Source organism: Pseudoalteromonas sp. Z9A6 (assembly GCF_011378805.1).
GTDB lineage: Bacteria > Pseudomonadota > Gammaproteobacteria > Enterobacterales > Alteromonadaceae > Pseudoalteromonas > Pseudoalteromonas distincta.
In genome coordinates this window covers 1-19,567 of the sequence record NZ_WTKZ01000020.1, presented here as the reverse complement: position 1 = coordinate 19,567, position 19,567 = coordinate 1, and the positions used below count along the sequence as shown (strand labels likewise).

Annotated in this window: 17 protein-coding genes; 10 read left to right on the top strand and 7 right to left on the bottom strand. The window is 40.2% G+C overall.

The window, feature by feature from the left end; translation table 11 throughout:
* Together GQR53_RS09595 and cspD are read right to left on the bottom strand one after the other, a co-directional pair.
* Positions 1-2,223, bottom strand: coding sequence for an NADP-dependent isocitrate dehydrogenase (locus GQR53_RS09595; protein WP_165743791.1), 2,223 nt, complete (start codon positions 2,221-2,223; stop codon positions 1-3).
* Positions 2,224-2,734: 511 nt separating this feature from the next.
* A complete protein-coding gene (cspD, locus tag GQR53_RS09590) occupies positions 2,735-2,953 on the bottom strand; it encodes a cold shock domain-containing protein CspD (protein ID WP_002962500.1) in 219 nt (72 codons plus the stop codon).
* Between the two features lie 208 nt (positions 2,954-3,161).
* On the opposite strand from cspD, the gene clpS reads away from it, so the two are divergent.
* Both clpS and clpA read left to right on the top strand, forming a co-directional pair.
* Positions 3,162-3,470, top strand: a complete 309-nt coding sequence (gene clpS / locus GQR53_RS09585; RefSeq protein WP_002962498.1) for an ATP-dependent Clp protease adapter ClpS — start codon at positions 3,162-3,164, stop codon at positions 3,468-3,470.
* Positions 3,471-3,563: 93 nt separating this feature from the next.
* Positions 3,564-5,825 carry an ATP-dependent Clp protease ATP-binding subunit ClpA gene (gene clpA, locus GQR53_RS09580; protein ID WP_165743790.1) on the top strand — a complete coding sequence of 754 codons (2,262 nt, stop codon included), beginning with the start codon at positions 3,564-3,566 and terminating at the stop codon, positions 5,823-5,825.
* Positions 5,826-6,039: 214 nt separating this feature from the next.
* On the opposite strand, the gene infA is transcribed toward clpA, so the two are convergent.
* From infA to trxB, 4 genes are all read right to left on the bottom strand, one after another.
* The gene (gene infA, locus GQR53_RS09575) at positions 6,040-6,258 is read right to left on the bottom strand and encodes a translation initiation factor IF-1 (protein ID WP_002962494.1); all 219 of its coding nucleotides are present in this window, start codon (positions 6,256-6,258) and stop codon (positions 6,040-6,042) included.
* A gap of 90 nt (positions 6,259-6,348) precedes the next feature.
* On the bottom strand, positions 6,349-7,053 hold the full coding sequence (locus GQR53_RS09570; RefSeq protein WP_165743817.1) for an arginyltransferase: 705 nt from the start codon (positions 7,051-7,053) through the stop codon (positions 6,349-6,351).
* Positions 7,046-7,762, bottom strand: coding sequence for a leucyl/phenylalanyl-tRNA--protein transferase (gene aat / locus GQR53_RS09565; RefSeq protein WP_024595507.1), 717 nt, complete (start codon positions 7,760-7,762; stop codon positions 7,046-7,048). The genes GQR53_RS09570 and aat overlap by 8 nt, the downstream gene beginning before the upstream one ends.
* Positions 7,763-7,859: 97 nt before the next feature.
* Entirely contained in the window at positions 7,860-8,810 is a 951-nt protein-coding gene (trxB, locus tag GQR53_RS09560) for a thioredoxin-disulfide reductase (protein WP_024595506.1), read from the bottom strand.
* Between the two features lie 287 nt (positions 8,811-9,097).
* On the opposite strand from trxB, the gene pssA reads away from it, so the two are divergent.
* Positions 9,098-10,423, top strand: coding sequence for a CDP-diacylglycerol--serine O-phosphatidyltransferase (gene pssA / locus GQR53_RS09555; RefSeq protein ID WP_165743789.1), 1,326 nt, complete (start codon positions 9,098-9,100; stop codon positions 10,421-10,423).
* Between the two features lie 108 nt (positions 10,424-10,531).
* On the opposite strand, the gene ald is transcribed toward pssA, so the two are convergent.
* The gene (gene ald / locus GQR53_RS09550; RefSeq protein ID WP_002962982.1) at positions 10,532-11,653 is read right to left on the bottom strand and encodes an alanine dehydrogenase; all 1,122 of its coding nucleotides are present in this window, start codon (positions 11,651-11,653) and stop codon (positions 10,532-10,534) included.
* 142 nt (positions 11,654-11,795) lie between these two features.
* Between ald and lrp the strand changes: the two genes are divergently transcribed.
* The 7 genes from lrp to GQR53_RS09515 all read left to right on the top strand — a co-directional run bounded on the left by lrp (position 11,796) and on the right by GQR53_RS09515 (position 19,434).
* A complete protein-coding gene (gene lrp, locus GQR53_RS09545; RefSeq protein ID WP_007582985.1) occupies positions 11,796-12,275 on the top strand; it encodes a leucine-responsive transcriptional regulator Lrp in 480 nt (159 codons plus the stop codon).
* Positions 12,276-12,448: 173 nt separating this feature from the next.
* The gene (locus GQR53_RS09540) at positions 12,449-14,947 is read left to right on the top strand and encodes a DNA translocase FtsK 4TM domain-containing protein (protein ID WP_024595504.1); all 2,499 of its coding nucleotides are present in this window, start codon (positions 12,449-12,451) and stop codon (positions 14,945-14,947) included.
* On the top strand, positions 14,944-15,570 hold the full coding sequence (lolA, locus tag GQR53_RS09535) for an outer membrane lipoprotein chaperone LolA (protein WP_165743788.1): 627 nt from the start codon (positions 14,944-14,946) through the stop codon (positions 15,568-15,570). The genes GQR53_RS09540 and lolA overlap by 4 nt, the downstream gene beginning before the upstream one ends.
* On the top strand, positions 15,563-16,906 hold the full coding sequence (locus tag GQR53_RS09530) for a replication-associated recombination protein A (protein WP_165743787.1): 1,344 nt from the start codon (positions 15,563-15,565) through the stop codon (positions 16,904-16,906). Before lolA ends, GQR53_RS09530 begins: the two co-directional genes overlap by 8 nt.
* Entirely contained in the window at positions 16,899-17,279 is a 381-nt protein-coding gene (gene crcB, locus GQR53_RS09525; protein ID WP_021032117.1) for a fluoride efflux transporter CrcB, read from the top strand. The genes GQR53_RS09530 and crcB overlap by 8 nt, the downstream gene beginning before the upstream one ends.
* A 9-nt stretch (positions 17,280-17,288) precedes the next feature.
* Entirely contained in the window at positions 17,289-18,593 is a 1,305-nt protein-coding gene (gene serS / locus GQR53_RS09520; protein ID WP_002962971.1) for a serine--tRNA ligase, read from the top strand.
* A 430-nt stretch (positions 18,594-19,023) separates the two neighbouring features.
* Positions 19,024-19,434: a hypothetical protein gene (locus GQR53_RS09515; protein ID WP_002961863.1), complete on the top strand. Its 411-nt coding sequence runs from the start codon at positions 19,024-19,026 to the stop codon at positions 19,432-19,434.
* Positions 19,435-19,567 lie beyond the last annotated feature (133 nt).

The following is a 19,567-nucleotide window of genomic DNA, read 5'->3' as shown; positions in this document are numbered from 1 at the left end:
TTATACTAATTTAGCAAGAATATCGTTAAATGTAGTGCTTGGACGCATCGCTTTAAAGGCTGCATCATCGTTAGGCTGGAAGTAACCGCCTAAATCAACTGCAGGGCCTTGCGCATCGTTAAGTTCACTTACGATTTGCTCTTTATTAGACTCAAGGTCGCTAGCGATTTGAGTAAACTGTGCTTTAAGTTCACTGTCATCATTTTGCTTAGCAAGTTCTTGTGCCCAGAATAAAGATAGGAAGAAATGAGAACCACGGTTATCAATTTCTTTCACTTTACGTGAAGGCGATTTGTTTTCAGCAAGGAACGTACCTGTTGCTTTATCTAGGGTATCAGCAAGTACTTGTGCCTTGTTGTTACCAGCAGTTACGCTTAAGTGCTCAAGTGATGCAGCAAGTGCTAGAAATTCACCTAAAGAATCCCAACGTAAGTGGTTTTCTTTTTCGAACTGTTGAACGTGCTTAGGTGCAGAACCACCCGCGCCAGTTTCAAATAAGCCACCACCGTTCATAAGTGGAACAATTGAAAGCATTTTAGCACTCGTACCCAATTCTAAAATTGGGAATAAATCTGTTAGGTAATCACGTAGTACGTTACCTGTTACAGAAATAGTGTCTTTACCTTCTTTAATACGCGCTAGTGAGAACAATGTTGCTTCAAGCGGTGCTAAAATTTGAATATCTAGGCCAGCTGTATCGTGATCTGGTAGGTATTTATTTACTTTTTTGATTAGCTGCGCATCATGTGCACGGTTTTCGTCTAACCAGAAAATAGCTGGAACGCCTGTTGCGCGTGCACGATTTACTGCAAGCTTAACCCAATCTTGAATTGGTGCGTCTTTAACCTGACACATACGCCAGATATCGCCTTGCTCAACATTGTGCTCAAGTAATGTATTACCATTTGCATCAACAACACGGATAGAACCGTCCGCTTTTGCTTCAAATGTTTTGTCGTGTGAACCGTATTCTTCAGCTTTTTGAGCCATAAGGCCAACGTTTGGAACGCTACCCATTGTTGTTGGATCAAACGCGCCATTTTCTTTACAAAAATCGATAGTTGCTTGGTAAACACTTGAGTAACAACGATCAGGAATTACAAAGCTAGTGTCTTGTAATTTACCATCGTTATTCCACATTTGACCGCTTGAACGGATTGCTGCAGGCATAGATGCATCGATGATCACGTCACTTGGTACGTGTAAGTTTGTAATACCACGGTCAGAATCAACCATAGCAATAGAAGGGCGGTTAGCGTAAACAGCTTGAATATCTGCTTCAATTTCTTCGCGCTTAGCATCGTCTAATGTTTGAATTTTAGAATATACGTCGCCTAAACCATTATTTACATCAACACCTAGCTCTTCAAAAAGCTCACCGTGTTTAGCAAATACATCTTTGTAGAATACTTTTACAGCGTGACCGAAGATGATTGGATCAGATACTTTCATCATTGTCGCTTTCATGTGAAGCGAGAACAAAACACCTTTCTCTTTAGCAGCGTCAATTTCTGCAGCTAAGAAAGCTTGAAGCTTAGAAGCGCTAATGCTTGATGCATCAATAACTTCGCCAGCTAAAAGAGGTGTGCTTTGTTTTAGAACAGTAACGTCACCGTTAGTTGCAACATGTTCAATACGCACATCAGTTGCTGTATCAACAGTTACTGATTTTTCTGAACCGAAGAAATCGCCTTCGCTCATACTTGCAACGTAAGATTGCGAATCTTTGCTCCATGCACCCATTGAATGTGGGTTGTTACGTGCATATTCTTTTACAGAGCCTGGCGCGCGACGATCTGAGTTACCTTCACGTAGTACAGGGTTTACTGCACTGCCTTTAATTTTGTCGTAAGCCGCTTGAATTGCTTTTTCTTCATCATTTTTAGGTTCTACAGGGTATTCTGGAAGAGCGTAACCTTTTGCTTGAAGCTCTTTAATTACAGCGCGAAGCTGTGGTACAGATGCACTGATGTTTGGTAATTTGATGATGTTTGCTTCTGGTGTTTTAGCAAGCTCGCCAAGTTCAGCAAGTGCATCACCGATGCGTTGTTCTTCTGTTAAATAATCAGGGAAGCTAGCAATTACACGACCTGCTAATGAAATGTCGCGAGTTTCAACTTCAACACCGGCCGCATTTGTATATGCTTGGATGATCGGTAGCAACGAATAAGTTGCTAGTGCCGGAGCTTCGTCCGTTTTTGTATAGATAATTTTTGATGTCATCATCATTCCTAGATAGTCGACCGATAAGGTCTTATTCAACAATGCAAAGAAAATCATTACTTATGAGTGAGTACATATTATTAAACAAGTTAATGAACACGTACGCTCGTAATGAATAGTTTGTTAGGTGTTGGTACTCAGCGTTGCTCTTTTATAAAAGCAGAATAGTCACACCTGACGAACTGGAATCGTATTTATAGCTAAAAAATTAACAAAAATAAATCAGCCTTTAGCCTAGTACATATAAAAGAGGCGATAAGGTGTTATGCGCAATTTTTAGCACCAAGAGTGTAACAAGCTTAAATAAAAAGGGCTAGAGTTTGAGCATGCCCAATAAGCAGTTAAACAATCAACTCTTAGAACATTGGGGTATATAAAATAAATTCAAGGAAAAGGGTTGAATTTGAATGAAAAGAGGCAATAAATAAGGGAAGAAGAGATAAGTTAGTATGCTTAAGGAATTAAGCGAGGATCTTAAAAGGTCGCTCGCTTTAGTCGAACAAAACAATCGTCACTCAATAATGTCACCATCTGGGGCAATATTTTTAGCGTGTAGGCCTTTAGGCCCTTGTTCTAATTCGAATGTTACATCTTGACCAGCTTTAAGCGTTTTATAGCCGTCCATTACAATTGTTGAGTAATGAGCGAAGATATCATTCTCGCAGCCGTCTTCTACGATGAAACCAAAACCTTTGGCGTTGTTGAACCATTTAACTTTACCACAAGCCATACTTCTACATCCTTCAATAAGTTGACTAATTTAGTTATTCTAAACCGTATAATTTGCTAGACTGACTAAGGTTTAATCAATCTATGTTTGACTGTAGTTTATTTAGCCAACCAGTCAAGTGTTTTGAGTTATTTTTTAACATTTTATTTATTTTTTATTCAAGTTTGCTTGAGTTACAAAGACAAGACTATATTTAATTATGAGTGGTATGAAAGATTCAGGTGTTATCGACACAGTTCGCGACAGTGAAAAGCAAAAGCTACAGCCGCCGCGAAAATATAAAGTTGTTTTAAATAACGACGACTACACGCCGATGGACTTCGTAATTGAAGTTTTAACGACGTTTTTTAATATGGATAGCGATAGAGCAACCGATGTGATGCTTCAGGTTCATGAAAAAGGTAAGGGTATTTGCGGTGTTTACAGCGCCGATGTTGCCCACACCAAAGTTGAACAAGTTAACCGTTACTCACGGGATAACGAGCATCCACTGCTTTGTAGTTGTGAGCAGGAATAATACCAATTTAATACAATTGGTATAAATACCAATTAGGGTGATCAAACATCCGATTGTTGTGGTATAAATTATTATCTCAGTAAGGGGTTGCCAATGCTAAACAAAGACTTAGAACTCACTTTAAATGCCGCGTTTCGTGAAGCGCGCACTCGCCGTCATGAGTTTATGACCGTAGAGCACCTTTTACTTGCGCTATTAGATAATCCTTCTGCAGGAGAAGCATTAAACGCGTGTGGTGTTAATCTTTCAGGCTTAAAAACCGAATTATTAGAATTTATTGACGAAACAACACCCGTCATCCCCGATTTAGAAGAAGAACGTGAAACTCAGCCAACGCTTGGTTTTCAGCGTGTATTACAACGCGCTGTGTTTCATGTGCAATCGTCAGGAAAAAACGAAGTGACGGGTGTCAATGTCCTGGTTGCTATTTTTTCTGAGCAAGAGAGCCAAGCCGTTTATTTACTTAAAAAGCATGATGTATCGCGCTTAGATATTGTTAACTTTATTTCGCACGGCATTTCAAAAGCTGATGATGAACTAGGCGACGACAGCGATGATATAAATGAAGAAGTGCAAGAAGTTCAAAACGAAGAAGCAAGTAAGCTAGACAGCTTTACAACTAACTTAAACGCTCAGGCTCGTGAAGGTAATATTGACCCACTGATTGGGCGCGACAGCGAAGTAGAGCGTACGGTACAAGTATTGTGTCGTCGTAAAAAGAATAACCCATTACTTGTTGGTGAAGCGGGCGTTGGTAAAACAGCTATTGCTGAAGGTTTAGCGTACCGTATTGTTAACGAGCAAGTACCAGAAGTAATTGCAGATGCAGTTGTGTACTCACTAGATATGGGGGCATTGCTTGCAGGTACTAAATACCGTGGCGATTTTGAAAAGCGCTTTAAAAGCTTATTAAAAGAGCTTCAGGCACAACCTGGGTCTATTTTATTTATTGATGAAATACATACCATAATAGGTGCCGGCGCAGCGTCTGGTGGCGTTATGGATGCTTCAAACTTACTTAAACCACTTCTTTCAAGTGGTAAGTTACGTTGTATGGGTTCAACCACTTACAATGAGTATAAAAATATTTTTGAGAAAGACCGTGCATTAGTACGCCGTTTTCAAAAAATTGATGTACTTGAACCAAGTGTTGCCGATACCACTAAAATTTTAAATGGATTAAAAGAGCGTTACGAAGAGCACCATGGTATTCGCTACACTCAAAAAGCATTAAAAGCAGCTGCTGAACTTAGTGCTAAATACATTAATGAGCGCCACTTGCCAGATAAAGCAATTGATGTAATTGATGAAGCGGGAGCTAACCAACGTTTACAACCTAGTTCTAAACGTAAAAAAACCATTGGTGTGGCTGATATAGAGCTAATAATATCGAAGATGGCACGTATTCCACCACAAAATGTGTCTTCAACAGATAAAGAGACGCTTAAAAATCTAGACCGTAATCTTAAAATGCTGGTGTTTGGACAAGATCAATCTATTGATGCACTTACATCGGCTATTCGTTTATCTCGCTCAGGTTTATCAAGCGAAGAAAAACCAGTGGGTTCGTTCTTGTTTGCAGGCCCAACAGGTGTTGGTAAAACAGAAGTAACTAAGCAACTTGCTAAATGTATGGGTGTTGAGTTTATTCGTTTTGATATGTCTGAGTATGTAGAGCGCCACGCAATCAGCCGACTAATTGGTGCTCCACCAGGATATGTTGGTTTTGAGCAAGGCGGTTTATTAACCGAGGCGGTTATTAAAAACCCACATGCGGTTGTACTTTTAGATGAGATTGAAAAAGCGCATCCAGATATTTACAATATTTTACTACAAGTTATGGATCACGGTACGTTAACCGATAATAACGGTCGTAAAGCTGATTTCAGAAATGTAGTGGTTGTAATGACTACCAATGCGGGCGTACAAGAAACCACGCGTAAGTCGATTGGTTTTACAGAGCAAGATCATACGCACGATGCAATGGGCGAAATTAATAAAGTATTTTCGCCAGAATTTAGAAACCGTTTAGATAACATTATTTGGTTTAATCACCTTGAACGTGAAGTTATTTTACTGGTGGTTGATAAATTTATTGTGGAACTGCAAGCTCAGCTTGATAAAAAATCGGTTAATCTTGAGCTTACGCCTAAAGCGCGTGAATGGCTCGCAGATAAAGGTTATGACAAGGCTATGGGCGCACGACCAATGGCACGTGTTATTCAAGAAGAGCTTAAAAAGCAATTAGCTAATGAAATACTGTTTGGTGAACTTGTTGATGGCGGTACAGTTAAAGTATCGGTTAAGGACAAGAAGATTCGCTTTGATTACGAGAGCAATTTAACGCCAGCGTAAAACGTTAATTACACAACTAAGTTAAATAAAAATGGCCCGCTAAATAATAGCGGGCCATTTTTTTGCCATTTTTATAGCCAACAAAAAACCCAGTAAAAACTGGGTTTTTTGTTTATTAAATGTAATTGCTAGTCAATGTCTATCAATTACATTTAATAAACGCTTAAAGCTAGTAAAACACTAGCCAAAAACTAAATCTCGTTTACGCACTTACTTAGCGAGCACGGAATACGATACGACCCTTTGATAAATCGTAAGGAGTCATTTCTACCGTTACTTTATCGCCGGTTAAAATACGGATATAGTTTTTGCGCATTTTGCCTGAAATGTGAGCCACAACTACGTGACCATTTTCTAGCTCAACTCGGAACATTGTATTTGGTAAAGTATCAAGGACTGTCCCTTGCATTTCGATTACGTCTTCTTTCGCCATGTTTAGCGTAACACCTCTTTAATAGTTAAACGCTGCAGATTTTGCCCAAAATACACCAATAAGTAAAGGCGCAGGGACTATATTTGCAAATTAAATAGCCACCCACTCATCATTGAGCTGTTTTTGAGCTGGTAAAAACTGAGTTTTGTACTTCATTTTATCGCATTCATCAATTTGATAGCCTAAGTACACGTATTGCTTATTTTGCTCTTTTGCAAATTTAAGCTGCTCTAATATCATCACAGAGCCTAAACTATAGTGTTCAAAGTCGGGGTCAAAAAAAGTATAAATTGCAGAAATAGAGCTGTTCATACAATCAGTTACGGCAACTGCGGCTAAAGTATCCTGGTACCATAGTTCAATAAATGTGATTTTGAGCCAACTGCAAAGTAAAAAGCTTTGAAACTGTTCTTTTTCAGGAGGATACATACTTCCATCCTGATGGCGCATCGTTATGTATTTACTATAGAGCGGATAATACTCAGGGCGTTCTTGCGTCGAGTATTTCACTTCAAACTGGTTTTTTGCTTTGTTTAGTTTACGTTTTTGCGATTTTGAAGGGATAAAGTCTTGTGCTAATACACGTACAGAATTACATGCACTGCATATTGGGCAGTGTGGACGATATATTTGGTTACCACTGCGACGAAACCCTAAGCCTAATAATGACTCAAATTTGTCTGTACTGTAGCAACTAGGATCTAGAATAACTAAAAGTTGCTCTTGTCTGTTGGGTAAATAACTACAGTCAAATTCTTGGGTTAAACCAACACGTGCAGGAAGTTGCTCATTCATAGATTGCGTCAAGTTCTTGTGGCTCCCACATAATAGGATTAATAATATAGTTATGTGCAGCTTTTAGTTTAGTCAAAAATGTTGAGCGGGGGATTACTTGTGCACCTAAGGTCATTAAATAAGGGTTTTCTAACTGGCAATCAATAAAATGCGCATTATGACGTTTAAGCCAATTTACCAGTGCCCACATAGCAAGCTTTGAGCAATTGGTTTGATGATGAAACATCGATTCACCACAAAAAACACCATTTTGCATAATACCATATAAGCCACCTGCAAGCTCTCCGTTGCTCCACACTTCTAAGCTATGGGCAATGCCAGCATTGTGTGCATTAACATAAGCGTTGAGCATGTCAGAGGTGATCCAAGTGCCATCGGTATCAAGGCGTTGATCGCGACAAGCTTCTATTACCTCCTCAAAGGCATTATTAATGGTTACTTTTACAGGGTGCTTTTTTAAATGTTTACGCAGGCTCTTACTTATATGAAAATCATCCAGTTCAAAAATCCCGCGTTCGCTCGGCGACCACCACATAATAGGCTCATCTTCGCTAAACCAAGGGAATATTCCGCTTTTGTAGGCATTACTTAGGCGAGGTAAACTTAAATCTCCGCCAATTGCTAACAAGCCATCAGGGGATTCTAATGCGTATTCCGGATTGGGGAATGCTATATCGGTTTCACTTAATTGGTATAGCTGATTTCTCATACAGTACTTATTTTATAATTGATCGTAAAAGTGTAACTATATTTTAGACATAAAAAAAGGGCTGAATAATCAGCCCTATTATAATTTATTTAATTGCTTATAAATTATCTAAGAAACGCTCTGCATCAAGGGCAGCCATACAGCCTGTACCCGCTGATGTGATTGCTTGACGGTAAATGTGGTCAGACACATCACCTGCAGCAAAAACGCCCTCTACACTTGTTTGAGTTGCGTTACCATTCAATCCAGACTCTACAACTAAGTAGCCGTCTTTCATTTCTAGTTGACCAACAAACATATCTGTATTTGGCTTATGACCAATAGCAATAAATACACCGGCTAAATCTAGCTCTTCTGTTGCATCAGACTGTGCATCTTTAATACGAATGCCAGTTACGCCCATTTGGTCGCCTAATACTTCGTCAAGCGTACGGTTGTAATGTAAAACAACGTTACCGTTAGCTGCTTTTTCAGCTAGGCGATCTGCAAGTATTTTTTCACTACGGAAACTATCACGGCGGTGAATAACATGTACTTCGTCAGCAATGTTAGATAAGTATAGCGCTTCTTCAACCGCTGTATTACCACCACCAACAACCGCTACTTTCTGACCTTTATAGAAAAAGCCATCACATGTAGCACAGGCTGAAACGCCACGGCCTTGGAAATTAGTTTCAGACTCTAAGCCTAAGTATTTAGCAGAAGCACCTGTTGCAATGATTAACGCATCACATGTGTAAGTACCTTGGTCGCCAGTTAGTGTGAAAGGGCGCTTAGATACATCTACTTTATTGATGTGATCGAATATGATTTCAGTTTCAAAGCGCTCAGCGTGCTCTTTCATACGATCCATTAATGCAGGGCCCGTTAAGCCGTGTGCATCACCAGGCCAGTTCTCAACTTCAGTCGTGGTTGTTAATTGACCACCTTGTTGAATGCCTGTAATTAAAACAGGGTTTAAATTTGCACGTGCTGCATATACTGCGGCAGTATAACCAGCTGGGCCAGAGCCTAAAATTAGTAGCTTACAATGTTTTGCTTCAGTCATTATTTTTTCCTAAACGTTTAATACGGTCTTTAATGCGCTCGATTCTAAGAAAATCAAGGCGGATGTAAACAAAATCCGCGATTATTTTTTTTCGCAAATCGAAAAGCTGTGCAGTATTGTGTACTAGAGCTCAGTACTTTTACAGTTAAAACACCTAAGTAGCTCAATAAATAGACTAACAGGCAACAAAACAGCGTTAATTCATGACCCCTTTGATTTTTTTTGTTATGTTTTACCTAATTTTATTTGTCACTGATAGATTATGTGACCTAAGCAAATAGGCAACTATGTTATTTTGGCAGGAAAAACCCGCATTCGGGTTGACTTCAAAAGACGTTAACGTCTTAACCAATGCGCAAGATTACCGAACGCAATTGCTACGTTTGATCGCTAATGCAAAAAAACGAATTTATATCACAGCGCTTTATTTACAGGATGACGAAGCAGGCCGCGAGATTTTAGAAGCCCTGCATCGAGTATCATTAGAGAACCCTGCGCTTGATGTAAAAGTGCTGGTGGATTTTCATCGTGCGCAACGTGGTTTAATTGGTGCAGAGAAGTCTGATGGTAACGCAAGTTTATACTGTGACGATTTAGAAAAGTTTAAATCGAACGTACAAGTTTATGGCGTACCTGTAAAAGCTAAAGAATTATTCGGCGTATTACATTTAAAGGGTTTTGTCATTGACGATACCTTACTTTACAGCGGCGCAAGCTTAAACAACGTGTATTTGCAGTATAACGAGCGTTACAGACTCGATCGTTACTTTTTAATAACGCAGAGCGAACTGTGTGACTCAGTGGTTGATTTTATTGAGACAAAGCTAATTAGCTCCGTTGCTGTGCCACGCATAGACACACGACCGCTTAAGCGTTTACACGACTTCAAGCTTGATCAAAAGCAATTAATGCGTGATTTAAAAGTTGCAAGTTACAACGCAGCAGAGCAACTGAATACGCAAGCATTAGGTATTCGTTTGTTTTTAGGGCTTGGTCGTCGTAATAACGAATTAAATCGTTTAATAAAAGCGTTATTTGATACCACAGAGCAAGAGCTTGTGTTGTATACGCCATACTTTAATTTTCCGGCGCCACTTATGCGATCACTGCGCCGATTATTAAAGCAAGGCAAGCAAGTGACTATTGTGGTAGGGGATAAAACAGCAAATGACTTTTATTTACCGCCAAGCGAGCCGTTTAGTAAAATAGGGGCATTACCTTATTTATACGAAACTATTTTGCATAAGTTTGTAAAAACGCAAAAACGCCACATCGATAACGGTAATTTAAATGTGTATCTGTGGAAAGATGAAAGTAATTCGTTTCATTTAAAAGGTATTTGTTCAGATAGAACAAAACATTTACTGAGTGGGCATAACTTAAATCCGCGTGCATGGGGTCTTGATATCGAAAACGGTATTTTAATAGAAGATCCAGAGCAAACAATTATGGATGCTATTGATAACGAAAAGCAGGAAATTTTACATCACTGCCGCCGTTTAAAAGGCCCAGATGATTTAGAAACCATGGATGATTACCCGCAGCCAGTTAAAAAACTACTTGGCCAAGCTAAGCGCGTAAAAGTAGATTTTATAATTAAGCGTTTCATATAAATTTACTTTAAATCAGACATAAAAAAAGCAGCTAATTAGCTGCTTTTTTTATGTGTTGTAGTTAAGTTACTATATTATTTAATACCAACCTAACTACGAAACGCTAAATTATGCGTTTTCTACCGCTGTGCGTGGGTCAACATATTCCATGTTGAACGCTTCAGCTACTTCTTTGTAAGTTACTTGGCCTTTAATTACGTTTAAGCCTTTTAAGAAGTGAGCGTCATCTAGTAGCGCCTTTTTATAACCTTTGTTTGCAAGGTTAATGATGAAAGGCAATGTTGCATTGTTAAGTGCAAACGTAGATGTGCGTGGAACAGCACCTGGCATGTTAGCAACACAGTAGTGAACAACTTCATCAACGATGAAAGTTGGATCAGCATGCGTCGTTGCTTTAGAAGTAGCAATACAGCCACCTTGGTCGATTGCAACGTCAACAATTGCAGAACCAGGTTTCATTGCTTTAATGTGCTCAGCAGTTACTAGTTTAGGTGCAGCTGCACCAGGGATCAGTACACCACCGATTACTAAATCAGCTTCTAGTACGTGTTTTTCTAGTGCATCAGCAGTTGAGTAAATAGCTTTAACTTTATTACCAAATTGCGCGTCTAGTGCACGTAATACATCGATGTTACGATCAAGAACGACAACTTCAGCACCAAGACCAACAGCCATTTGCGCTGCGCTACGACCAACCATGCCGCCGCCAATTACAACAACTTTAGCAGCTTCAACGCCTGGTACGCCACCTAGTAGCATGCCACGACCGTGGTTAGATTTTTCTAGCGCTTGTGCACCAGCTTGAATAGACATACGACCAGCAACTTCGCTCATAGGAGCAAGAAGCGGTAAACCACCGCGTGAGTCAGTTACAGTTTCGTATGCAATACAAATAGCTTTGCTTTTTACAAGGTCTTCAGTTTGTGGAAGATCAGGTGCAAGGTGTAAGTAAGTGAAAAGAATTTGGTCTTCACGTAGCATTGCACGTTCAACAGCTTGCGGCTCTTTTACTTTTACAATCATGTCTGCTTTAGCAAAAACATCAGCAGCAGTTGCTAAAATTTCAGCACCCGCTTGTGTGTAATCTTCGTTAGTAAAACCAATGCCCATGCCTGCATCAGTTTCTACAATCACTTGGTGACCGTGGTTTACTAATTCACGAACACTTGCAGGAACCATACCTACACGGTATTCATGGTTTTTAATTTCTTTAGGAACACCAATAATCATATCATTTGCCTTATTAAGAACGGATTAACATTTTCCACTATTATATTCATCATAAGCCCGTGTGTCTCACCTTTTTTAAACTCAAATCTAGTGTTATCATCTAGATAATAAAAATAAACAGCATAAAAAACTTGTTGGTACTATGCATCAATTATTAGATAGAATTGACCGTAAAATTTTAATGGAATTACAACACGATGGACGCTTGTCGAATGTAGAACTGGCCAGACGAGTTGGCCTAAGCGCCACGCCCTGCTTGGAGCGAGTAAAAAAGCTAGAACGAGAAGGTTACATACTTGGCTATAAAGCGGTGGTCGATCCCGCTAAACTTGGGCAAGGTTTATCTGTGTATGTAGAAGTAACGATTACTAAAACATCTCCCGACGTATTTGATGAGTTTAGTGCTGCGGTTAAAAAGCACGAAGAAATTATCGAATGTCATTTAGTATCGGGTAATTTTGATTTTTTACTTAAAACGCGCGTAAATGATATGTCAGAATACCGTGGCGTATTAGGCGACATACTATTGAAACTGCCAAATGTAAGTGAAAGCCGAACTTATGTAGTAATGGAAGAAGTAAAAGGTGAAGAAGGCGTAATTATTCGTCCTTATATTACTTAAGGTTATTTATATTAGCTGCGTCATTTGCTTATATAAGCTCAAATTATAAAAACTTGTTCATAATCAGGCCATCAAGGTTAAGATAAAGTGCAACAAATTGCATTTCCTGCTAAGGTATTTCACTGCTAAGTAAGTGTGAATAAAAATAGAATAATAAAGAGGAATAGGGAACTATGCGCCTAAACGGTGTGCAAAGACTATTAGAAACAGGGCTGATTATCAGTACCTTTACGGCAATATTTATTTTATGTGCCTTGATCAGCTTTGATCCAGCAGATGCTGCATGGTCGCAAACTAGTTTTAGCGAAGTAAGCAACATCACAGGAGCAGCCGGTGCATGGATAGCCGACATTTTATTACTCACCTTTGGTTGGTTGGCTTACTTAGTGCCTGCGGCCATTCAGCTATTTGGCTACTTGCTATTTAAACAACCTCACCGCATTTTACAGCTTGATTACACTACCTTAGCGCTGCGAGTTATTGGTTTTGCTTTATTTATTACCTCAGCTACCGCTATTAGTAGTATTAATTTCGACGATATTTATAACTTTTCATCGGGTGGGGTAGTGGGCGATGTTATTGCATCAGCCATGATGCCTGCGTTTAACTTTACCGGTACATCTATATTATTGCTGTGTTTCTTTTTTGCAGGGCTTACCTTATTGACGGGAGTATCGTGGGTTGATTTTGTAGATTACCTTGGCGATTTAATGGTTAGGCTTTATCGCTATGTTGTATCGTATGCAAAAGGCTGGATGCACCGAGAACACACTGCAGGTAAAGTAAATAATAACGATGAAGCAGACGCCCATTTTGAAGACGATATAAAAGAGCAAATAGAGCTGCCTACATCAGCTAAAAAAGCAGATAAACAAAAAGCAATAGATAAGCCTCAAACACCATTTAGTGAACCACAAATTAGTGATGACTTTATGCCGTTTGATGAACTTGACGATATACTCGATCAAGAAATTGGCTTTAGCGCAATAGATGACGAACCAATGGACACGGCTGCTGCATTAAATGCGCTTGATCAAAGCCCAGTTGTGGAGCCTGAAAAACCAGTTACAACGGTGGTATCGCCAGCAAGACCAATGCCTAAACCAAAAGCGCAATATCAACCACCGCCAACGGCAAAAGAAAAGTTTGAGCAATTATTAACGCAAGAGCCACCACCAGGGCCATTACCATCGCTCGATTTACTCGACAGACCGGATAAAGCTAAAAACCCAATTTCGCAAGAAGAGCTTGATAGCGTATCGCGCCTAGTAGAGACAAAACTTCTCGACTTCAATGTACAAGCAACCGTAGTAGCGGTATACCCAGGCCCCGTTGTTACGCGTTTTGAGCTAGATTTAGCGCCAGGTATAAAGGTGTCTAAAATCACAGGCTTAGCTAAAGATTTGGCCCGTTCGCTTTCGGCAATTAGTGTACGTGTTGTAGAAGTTATTCCAGGTAAAACCTATGTTGGTATTGAGCTTCCAAATAAACACCGTGAAATAGTGCGTTTATCAGAAGTTATAAACGCCCCTAAATTTGAGCAAAATCCGTCGCCACTTACCATGGTGCTTGGTAAAGACATTGCTGGTCAGCCGGTTTGTGCTGACTTAGGTAAAATGCCACATTTATTGGTAGCCGGTACAACTGGTTCAGGTAAATCAGTGGGCGTTAATGTCATGATAGTAAGCTTGCTTTACAAATCGGGTCCTGACGATGTACGTATGATCATGATTGACCCTAAAATGCTTGAGCTTTCAGTATACGAAGGCATTCCGCATTTATTGTGTGAAGTAGTTACCGATATGAAAGAAGCTGCCAACGCACTGCGTTGGTGTGTAGGCGAAATGGAACGTCGTTATAAATTAATGTCAGCATTGGGTGTGCGTAACTTAAAAGGTTACAACCAAAAAGTGCTTGAAGCCAATGAAGCGGGTTACCCAATTCTTGATCCATTATTTAAAGACACCGATGGCATGAAAGAAGGCCCCGACGAGCTAGGTAAATTACCAAGTATTGTTGTAGTAATAGACGAATTTGCCGACATGATGATGATTGTAGGTAAAAAAGTAGAAGAACTTATTGCACGTATTGCTCAAAAAGCACGTGCGGCAGGAATTCACTTAGTGCTTGCTACGCAGCGCCCGTCGGTTGATGTAATTACCGGCTTAATTAAAGCTAATATTCCAACACGTATGGCGTTTCAGGTATCAAGCAAAATAGATTCACGGACAATACTTGACCAACAAGGTGCAGAAAACTTACTAGGCATGGGCGACATGCTTTATTTACCGCCAGGCACTAGCGTACCAGAGCGTGTGCATGGCGCGTTTGTAGACGACCATGAAGTACACGCCGTAGTAAACGATTGGAAAGCACGTGCTAAACCAAATTACATTGACGAAATACTCAATGGCGATGCCACTGAAGATATTTTATTACCGGGTGAAGCTAGCGAAAATGCAGATGAAGAATCTGATCCGTTATACGACGAAGCTGTGTCGTTTGTAATTGAAACCGGCAAAGTATCTGTATCGTCAGTGCAACGTAAATTACGTGTTGGCTACAACCGCGCAGCACGTTTAGTAGAACAAATGGAAACATCGGGTATCGTGAGTTCACCAGGTCATAACGGCGCTCGCGATGTATTAGTACCTAATGGAGCAAATTCATGAAAAAAGTTAACGCCTTATTATTAGTGTTAGGCAGCGTACTTGCCGCACCAAGCTTTGCTGACGACAGCCAAGCATTACAAGACAGACTTGCCACTTTAAAAAGCTTTAAAGCGCAGTTTGCACAACAAGTAACAGACAAAGAAGGCCAAGCAGTTATGCAAGGCGAGGGCACAATAGCGCTCCAACAGCCTATGATGATTCGCTGGCAGCAAACTAATCCAGACGATACGTTATTTGTATCAAACGGTGATAAAACCTATTACTTCGACAGCTTTGCTGAGCAAGTAACGATTATGAAAACCAGCAGCCTAATCGATTCAACACCATTTGTGCTACTGACATCAAAAGACCCAGCACAGTGGGAAAAATACAGCGTACTTGCAACAAGTACAGGCTTTAGCGTAACGCCAAATAAAGGCGTAGAAAGCCAAGTAGAACAACTTGATATAGCATTTGCGGGTAACGAGCAAGGGCTTGCTAAACTAGTGGTTACCGACAACTCAGGGCAGCTATCGTCATTTACGTTTAACAATGCCCAAGTTAATATGCCGCTTGATCAAAGCACTTTTGAATTTACGCCTCCTGAAGGTGTTGAAATAGACGATCAGAGTAACGGTGAGTAATTTAGGTTTTAATTTTGGGCCCGATGTACGCCCACTTGCCGCGCGTATGCGCCCTACAACACTTGATGAATACATTGGTCAGCAGCACTTATTAAGTGCTGATAAACCACTGCATCAAGCCATTGTCGCGGGGCGATGCCATAGTTTAATTTTATGGGGTCCGCCTGGTGTGGGTAAAACAACACTTGCGCAAATTATTGCCAACCATGCTGATGCCTCACTTATTCAAATGTCGGCGGTAACTGCAGGTGTAAAAGATATACGCGACAGCGTAACGCAAGCGCGGGACAACCTAGAAAGCCGTGGCCAACGCACCCTTATGTTTGTTGACGAAGTTCATCGCTTTAATAAATCCCAACAAGATGCCTTTTTACCGCACATAGAAGACGGCACCTTTATATTTGTAGGTGCAACCACCGAAAACCCATCGTTTGCCCTTAACAACGCTATATTGTCGCGTGCGCGCGTGTATGTTTTAAAATCGCTTGCCGATACCGACTTATACACCGTAATAGAGCGCGCACTTAAACAAGACGAGCAGCTAAGCCAAAAACACATCACTATTGCCGACAACGCTAAAAAGGCACTGTGCCAAGCAAGTGGCGGCGATGCGCGTAAAGTACTTAATTTACTTGAACAAGCAGTTGACTTAACAACCGAGAAAAACGGTCAATACAACGTAGATGAGCACGTACTTAGCCAAGTGCTACCAACACATTTAGCTAAATACGATAAAGGCGGCGATGAGTTTTACGATTTAATATCGGCCTTTCATAAATCAGTACGAGGTAGCTCCCCCGACGGCGCACTGTATTGGTATTGCCGAATTTTAGCCGGTGGCGGCGACCCATTGTATGTGGCAAGGCGTTTACTTGCCATAGCTACAGAAGACATTGGTAACGCCGATCCGCGTGCAATGGAAGTAGCCTTAAATGCGTGGGATATATTTCAACGTGTTGGCCCAAGCGAGGGCGAGCGTGCAATTGCACAAGCCACTCTATATTTAGCCAGCGCACCTAAAAGTAATGCGGTGTATATGGCGTTTAATCAAGCAAAAACAGATGCCAAAAACGAGCCAAGTTACCCAGTGCCGGAGCATTTACGTAATGCGCCAACCAACTTAATGAAAGACTTAGGGTATGGCGCCGAGTACCGTTATGCGCACAATGAAGAAGGCGCATTTGCCGCAGGTGAAAAATATTTACCACCAGAAATGGACGGTAAAGAATATTACTTACCGAGCGAGCGCGGACTTGAACAAAAAATTAAACAAAAACTCGATTACCTAAAAGAGCGCGATGCGCAAAGCCCACTTAAACGATACGAAAATGATTAAACTTTATATGATGATCGCCCTTGGCGGAGCCTCAGGTGCGTGTTTACGGTTTTTTATTAGTGAAAGCATGCTAAAACTCCTCGGTAGGGGATTCCCTTTTGGCACGTTGACGGTTAATATTCTGGGTTCATTGTTAATGGGCATTTTGTACGGTTTGATAGATAAAGAAATTATCACCGCAAGCCCCGCCAAAACCCTTATCGGTATTGGCTTTTTAGGTGCATTAACCACCTTTTCAACATTCTCAATGGACTCGTTGTTGTTATTACAACAAGGTCACTTTATTAAAATGGCCCTCAATATCATCTTAAACGTGATGGTGTGTATTTTTATGGCTTGGCTGGGCCTTCAGCTAGTAATGCAAAAAGGTTAAAAAACTAACATGTTAGATTCTAAATTTTTACGTCAAGACATCGAACAAACTGCAGCACGTTTAGCGGCGCGCGGTTACGAACTCGATGTAGCGACGGTAACGGCACTTGAAGAAAAACGCAAAACATTACAAGTAAAAACGCAAGAACTTCAAAGTCAACGTAATGCAAGCGCAAAAGCAATTGGTCAAGCCAAAGCAAAAGGCGAAGACGCACAGCCATTACTTGATGCAGTGGCTAACTTAGGCAGTGAGCTAGACGCAGCTAAAACTGAGCAAGATGAAGTATTAGCCGCGATTAACGACATTGCGTTAGCAATTCCAAACTTGCCAGACGAGTCAGTACCCGCCGGTAAAGACGAAGACGACAACGTTGAAATTTTAACGTGGGGCACACCTAAAAAATTCGATTTTGAAGTTAAAGACCACGTAGATGTAGGCCAAGACCTAAACGGTTTAGACTTTGAAATGGGCGTTAAAATTAGTGGCGCACGCTTTACCGTAATGCGCGGCCAAGTAGCGCGTATGCACCGTGCACTAACGCAATTTATGTTAGATACACACGCTGATAAAAACGGCTACACAGAAATGTATGTACCGTACCTAGTAAATAGCGCAAGCCTTTATGGCACCAGCCAACTACCTAAATTTGCGGGCGATTTGTTCCACACATTAGGCCTTGTAAATGACGACGGCGAACAACAAGCCGGCTTTAGCTTAATTCCTACTGCTGAAGTACCGCTTACAAATAGCGCCCGCGACGAAATTTACGATGAAAGCGATTTACCAATTCGCTTAGTTGCCCACACTCCGTGTTTCAGAAGTGAAGCAGGCAGCTATGGTCGCGATACACGTGGCTTAATTCGTCAACACCAGTTTGATAAAGTTGAACTTGTACAACTTGTAAAACCAGAAGACTCAATGGCAACGCTTGAAGAGTTAACAGGTCACGCAGAGCAAATACTACAAGCACTTGAGCTTCCGTACCGTAAAGTAATTTTATGTATGGGCGACATGGGCTTTGGCTCAGCTAAAACATACGATTTAGAAGTATGGTTACCTGCGCAAGACACATACCGCGAAATTTCATCATGTTCAAACATGGCTGACTTTCAGGCGCGTAGAATGCAAGCACGTTTTCGCCGTGAAGGTGTTAAAAAGCCAGAGTTACTACATACACTAAATGGTTCAGGCTTAGCCGTTGGCCGTACACTAGTAGCCATTCTAGAAAACTACCAACAAGCCGATGGCACAGTTGTAGTACCAGAAGTATTACGCCCATACATGGGTGGACTTGAAGTGATTGGTAAACAATAAAAATCAAGTTTAAGTTAAGCAAGTTTTAAGCTTGTAAATCTTAATACGAAAGCCGCTGTTTGTAATAAACAGCGGCTTTTTTTTTAGGTTAAAGGCAAAAGCTTAGAGAAAAATTTAAGTTATCTTATTAATAATATCGCTTACACCTATTTTATGGCTCATTACTTTTTTGTCCGATATTACTGATCTCTACCATTTTGGGGTATTTCTACATCAAGGAAACTTAAATATCGGCTAACTAGTTGTTTACAAGTCCTTATTAGCTGGTTAAATTAGAATCTTTGTAATATTTGGACATTTGTCGGTTTATAAAGCGACAAATGTCGGATACAAAATTGTTATATGCCTAAAATAGTCATTAGTATAATATCTAACATGGTACATCTTTTGCTTTAATATCAAATATCTATTAATGCACGAGGAGTTTAATATGAATATTTCAAATGTAGGGCAAAACTATTCCATTACGACAGCATCTAGCGGCAATAAAATGCCGACTGAATCTATTGCTGTAGAAAAAAACATAAACCAAAATAATTCACAACCTACAAAGATTGATATGAGAAACATATCAATTGATGAAATTAATACATTAATTAAATCAGGGGAAAGTGCTTTACTTGATGTGGTGCCATTTATACCATTAAATGTTCTTGAACAATATAATAATGATCCCGAAAAAATAGGTAAAATCAAAGTAGACTTAATTGGGCAAGTTGAAAAATCTATAGATTTTAAAAAAAGCATTGGTGAGAATACTGACTTTTTATCAGGTGTTTTAAATAAATTTAAAGATCTTGACGGTAAACAGCTAAATGGAAAGGTTGATATCTTAGCATAATACGGCATCTAACAAGCAAATAAACTAGGACAAAAAACAGTTGGCTTTTTGCTCCTTCGTCGCCATTTTAGCCAACAATTTTTTGCCTGTTATTTGGGCGTTGAGGCTGTAGAATTACTCTTTTTAGGAACGT

Excerpts from the sequence above, each read along its gene's own strand:
- clpS (WP_002962498.1), top strand. The coding sequence starts at position 3,162 with ATGAAAGATTCAGGTGTTATCGACACAGTTCGCGACAGTGAAAAGCAA.
- trxB (WP_024595506.1), bottom strand. The coding sequence starts at position 8,810 with ATGACTGAAGCAAAACATTGTAAGCTACTAATTTTAGGCTCTGGCCCA.
- infA (WP_002962494.1), bottom strand. The coding sequence starts at position 6,258 with ATGGCGAAAGAAGACGTAATCGAAATGCAAGGGACAGTCCTTGATACT.
- GQR53_RS09515 (WP_002961863.1), top strand. The coding sequence starts at position 19,024 with ATGAATATTTCAAATGTAGGGCAAAACTATTCCATTACGACAGCATCT.
- crcB (WP_021032117.1), top strand. The coding sequence starts at position 16,899 with ATGATTAAACTTTATATGATGATCGCCCTTGGCGGAGCCTCAGGTGCG.
- GQR53_RS09570 (WP_165743817.1), bottom strand. The coding sequence starts at position 7,053 with ATGAATGAGCAACTTCCTGCACGTGTTGGTTTAACCCAAGAATTTGAC.
- pssA (WP_165743789.1), top strand. The coding sequence starts at position 9,098 with ATGTTATTTTGGCAGGAAAAACCCGCATTCGGGTTGACTTCAAAAGAC.
- clpA (WP_165743790.1), top strand. The coding sequence starts at position 3,564 with ATGCTAAACAAAGACTTAGAACTCACTTTAAATGCCGCGTTTCGTGAA.
- lrp (WP_007582985.1), top strand. The coding sequence starts at position 11,796 with ATGCATCAATTATTAGATAGAATTGACCGTAAAATTTTAATGGAATTA.
- aat (WP_024595507.1), bottom strand. The coding sequence starts at position 7,762 with ATGAGAAATCAGCTATACCAATTAAGTGAAACCGATATAGCATTCCCC.
- cspD (WP_002962500.1), bottom strand. The coding sequence starts at position 2,953 with ATGGCTTGTGGTAAAGTTAAATGGTTCAACAACGCCAAAGGTTTTGGT.
- lolA (WP_165743788.1), top strand. The coding sequence starts at position 14,944 with ATGAAAAAAGTTAACGCCTTATTATTAGTGTTAGGCAGCGTACTTGCC.
- serS (WP_002962971.1), top strand. The coding sequence starts at position 17,289 with ATGTTAGATTCTAAATTTTTACGTCAAGACATCGAACAAACTGCAGCA.
- GQR53_RS09540 (WP_024595504.1), top strand. The coding sequence starts at position 12,449 with ATGCGCCTAAACGGTGTGCAAAGACTATTAGAAACAGGGCTGATTATC.
- ald (WP_002962982.1), bottom strand. The coding sequence starts at position 11,653 with ATGATTATTGGTGTTCCTAAAGAAATTAAAAACCATGAATACCGTGTA.
- GQR53_RS09595 (WP_165743791.1), bottom strand. The coding sequence starts at position 2,223 with ATGACATCAAAAATTATCTATACAAAAACGGACGAAGCTCCGGCACTA.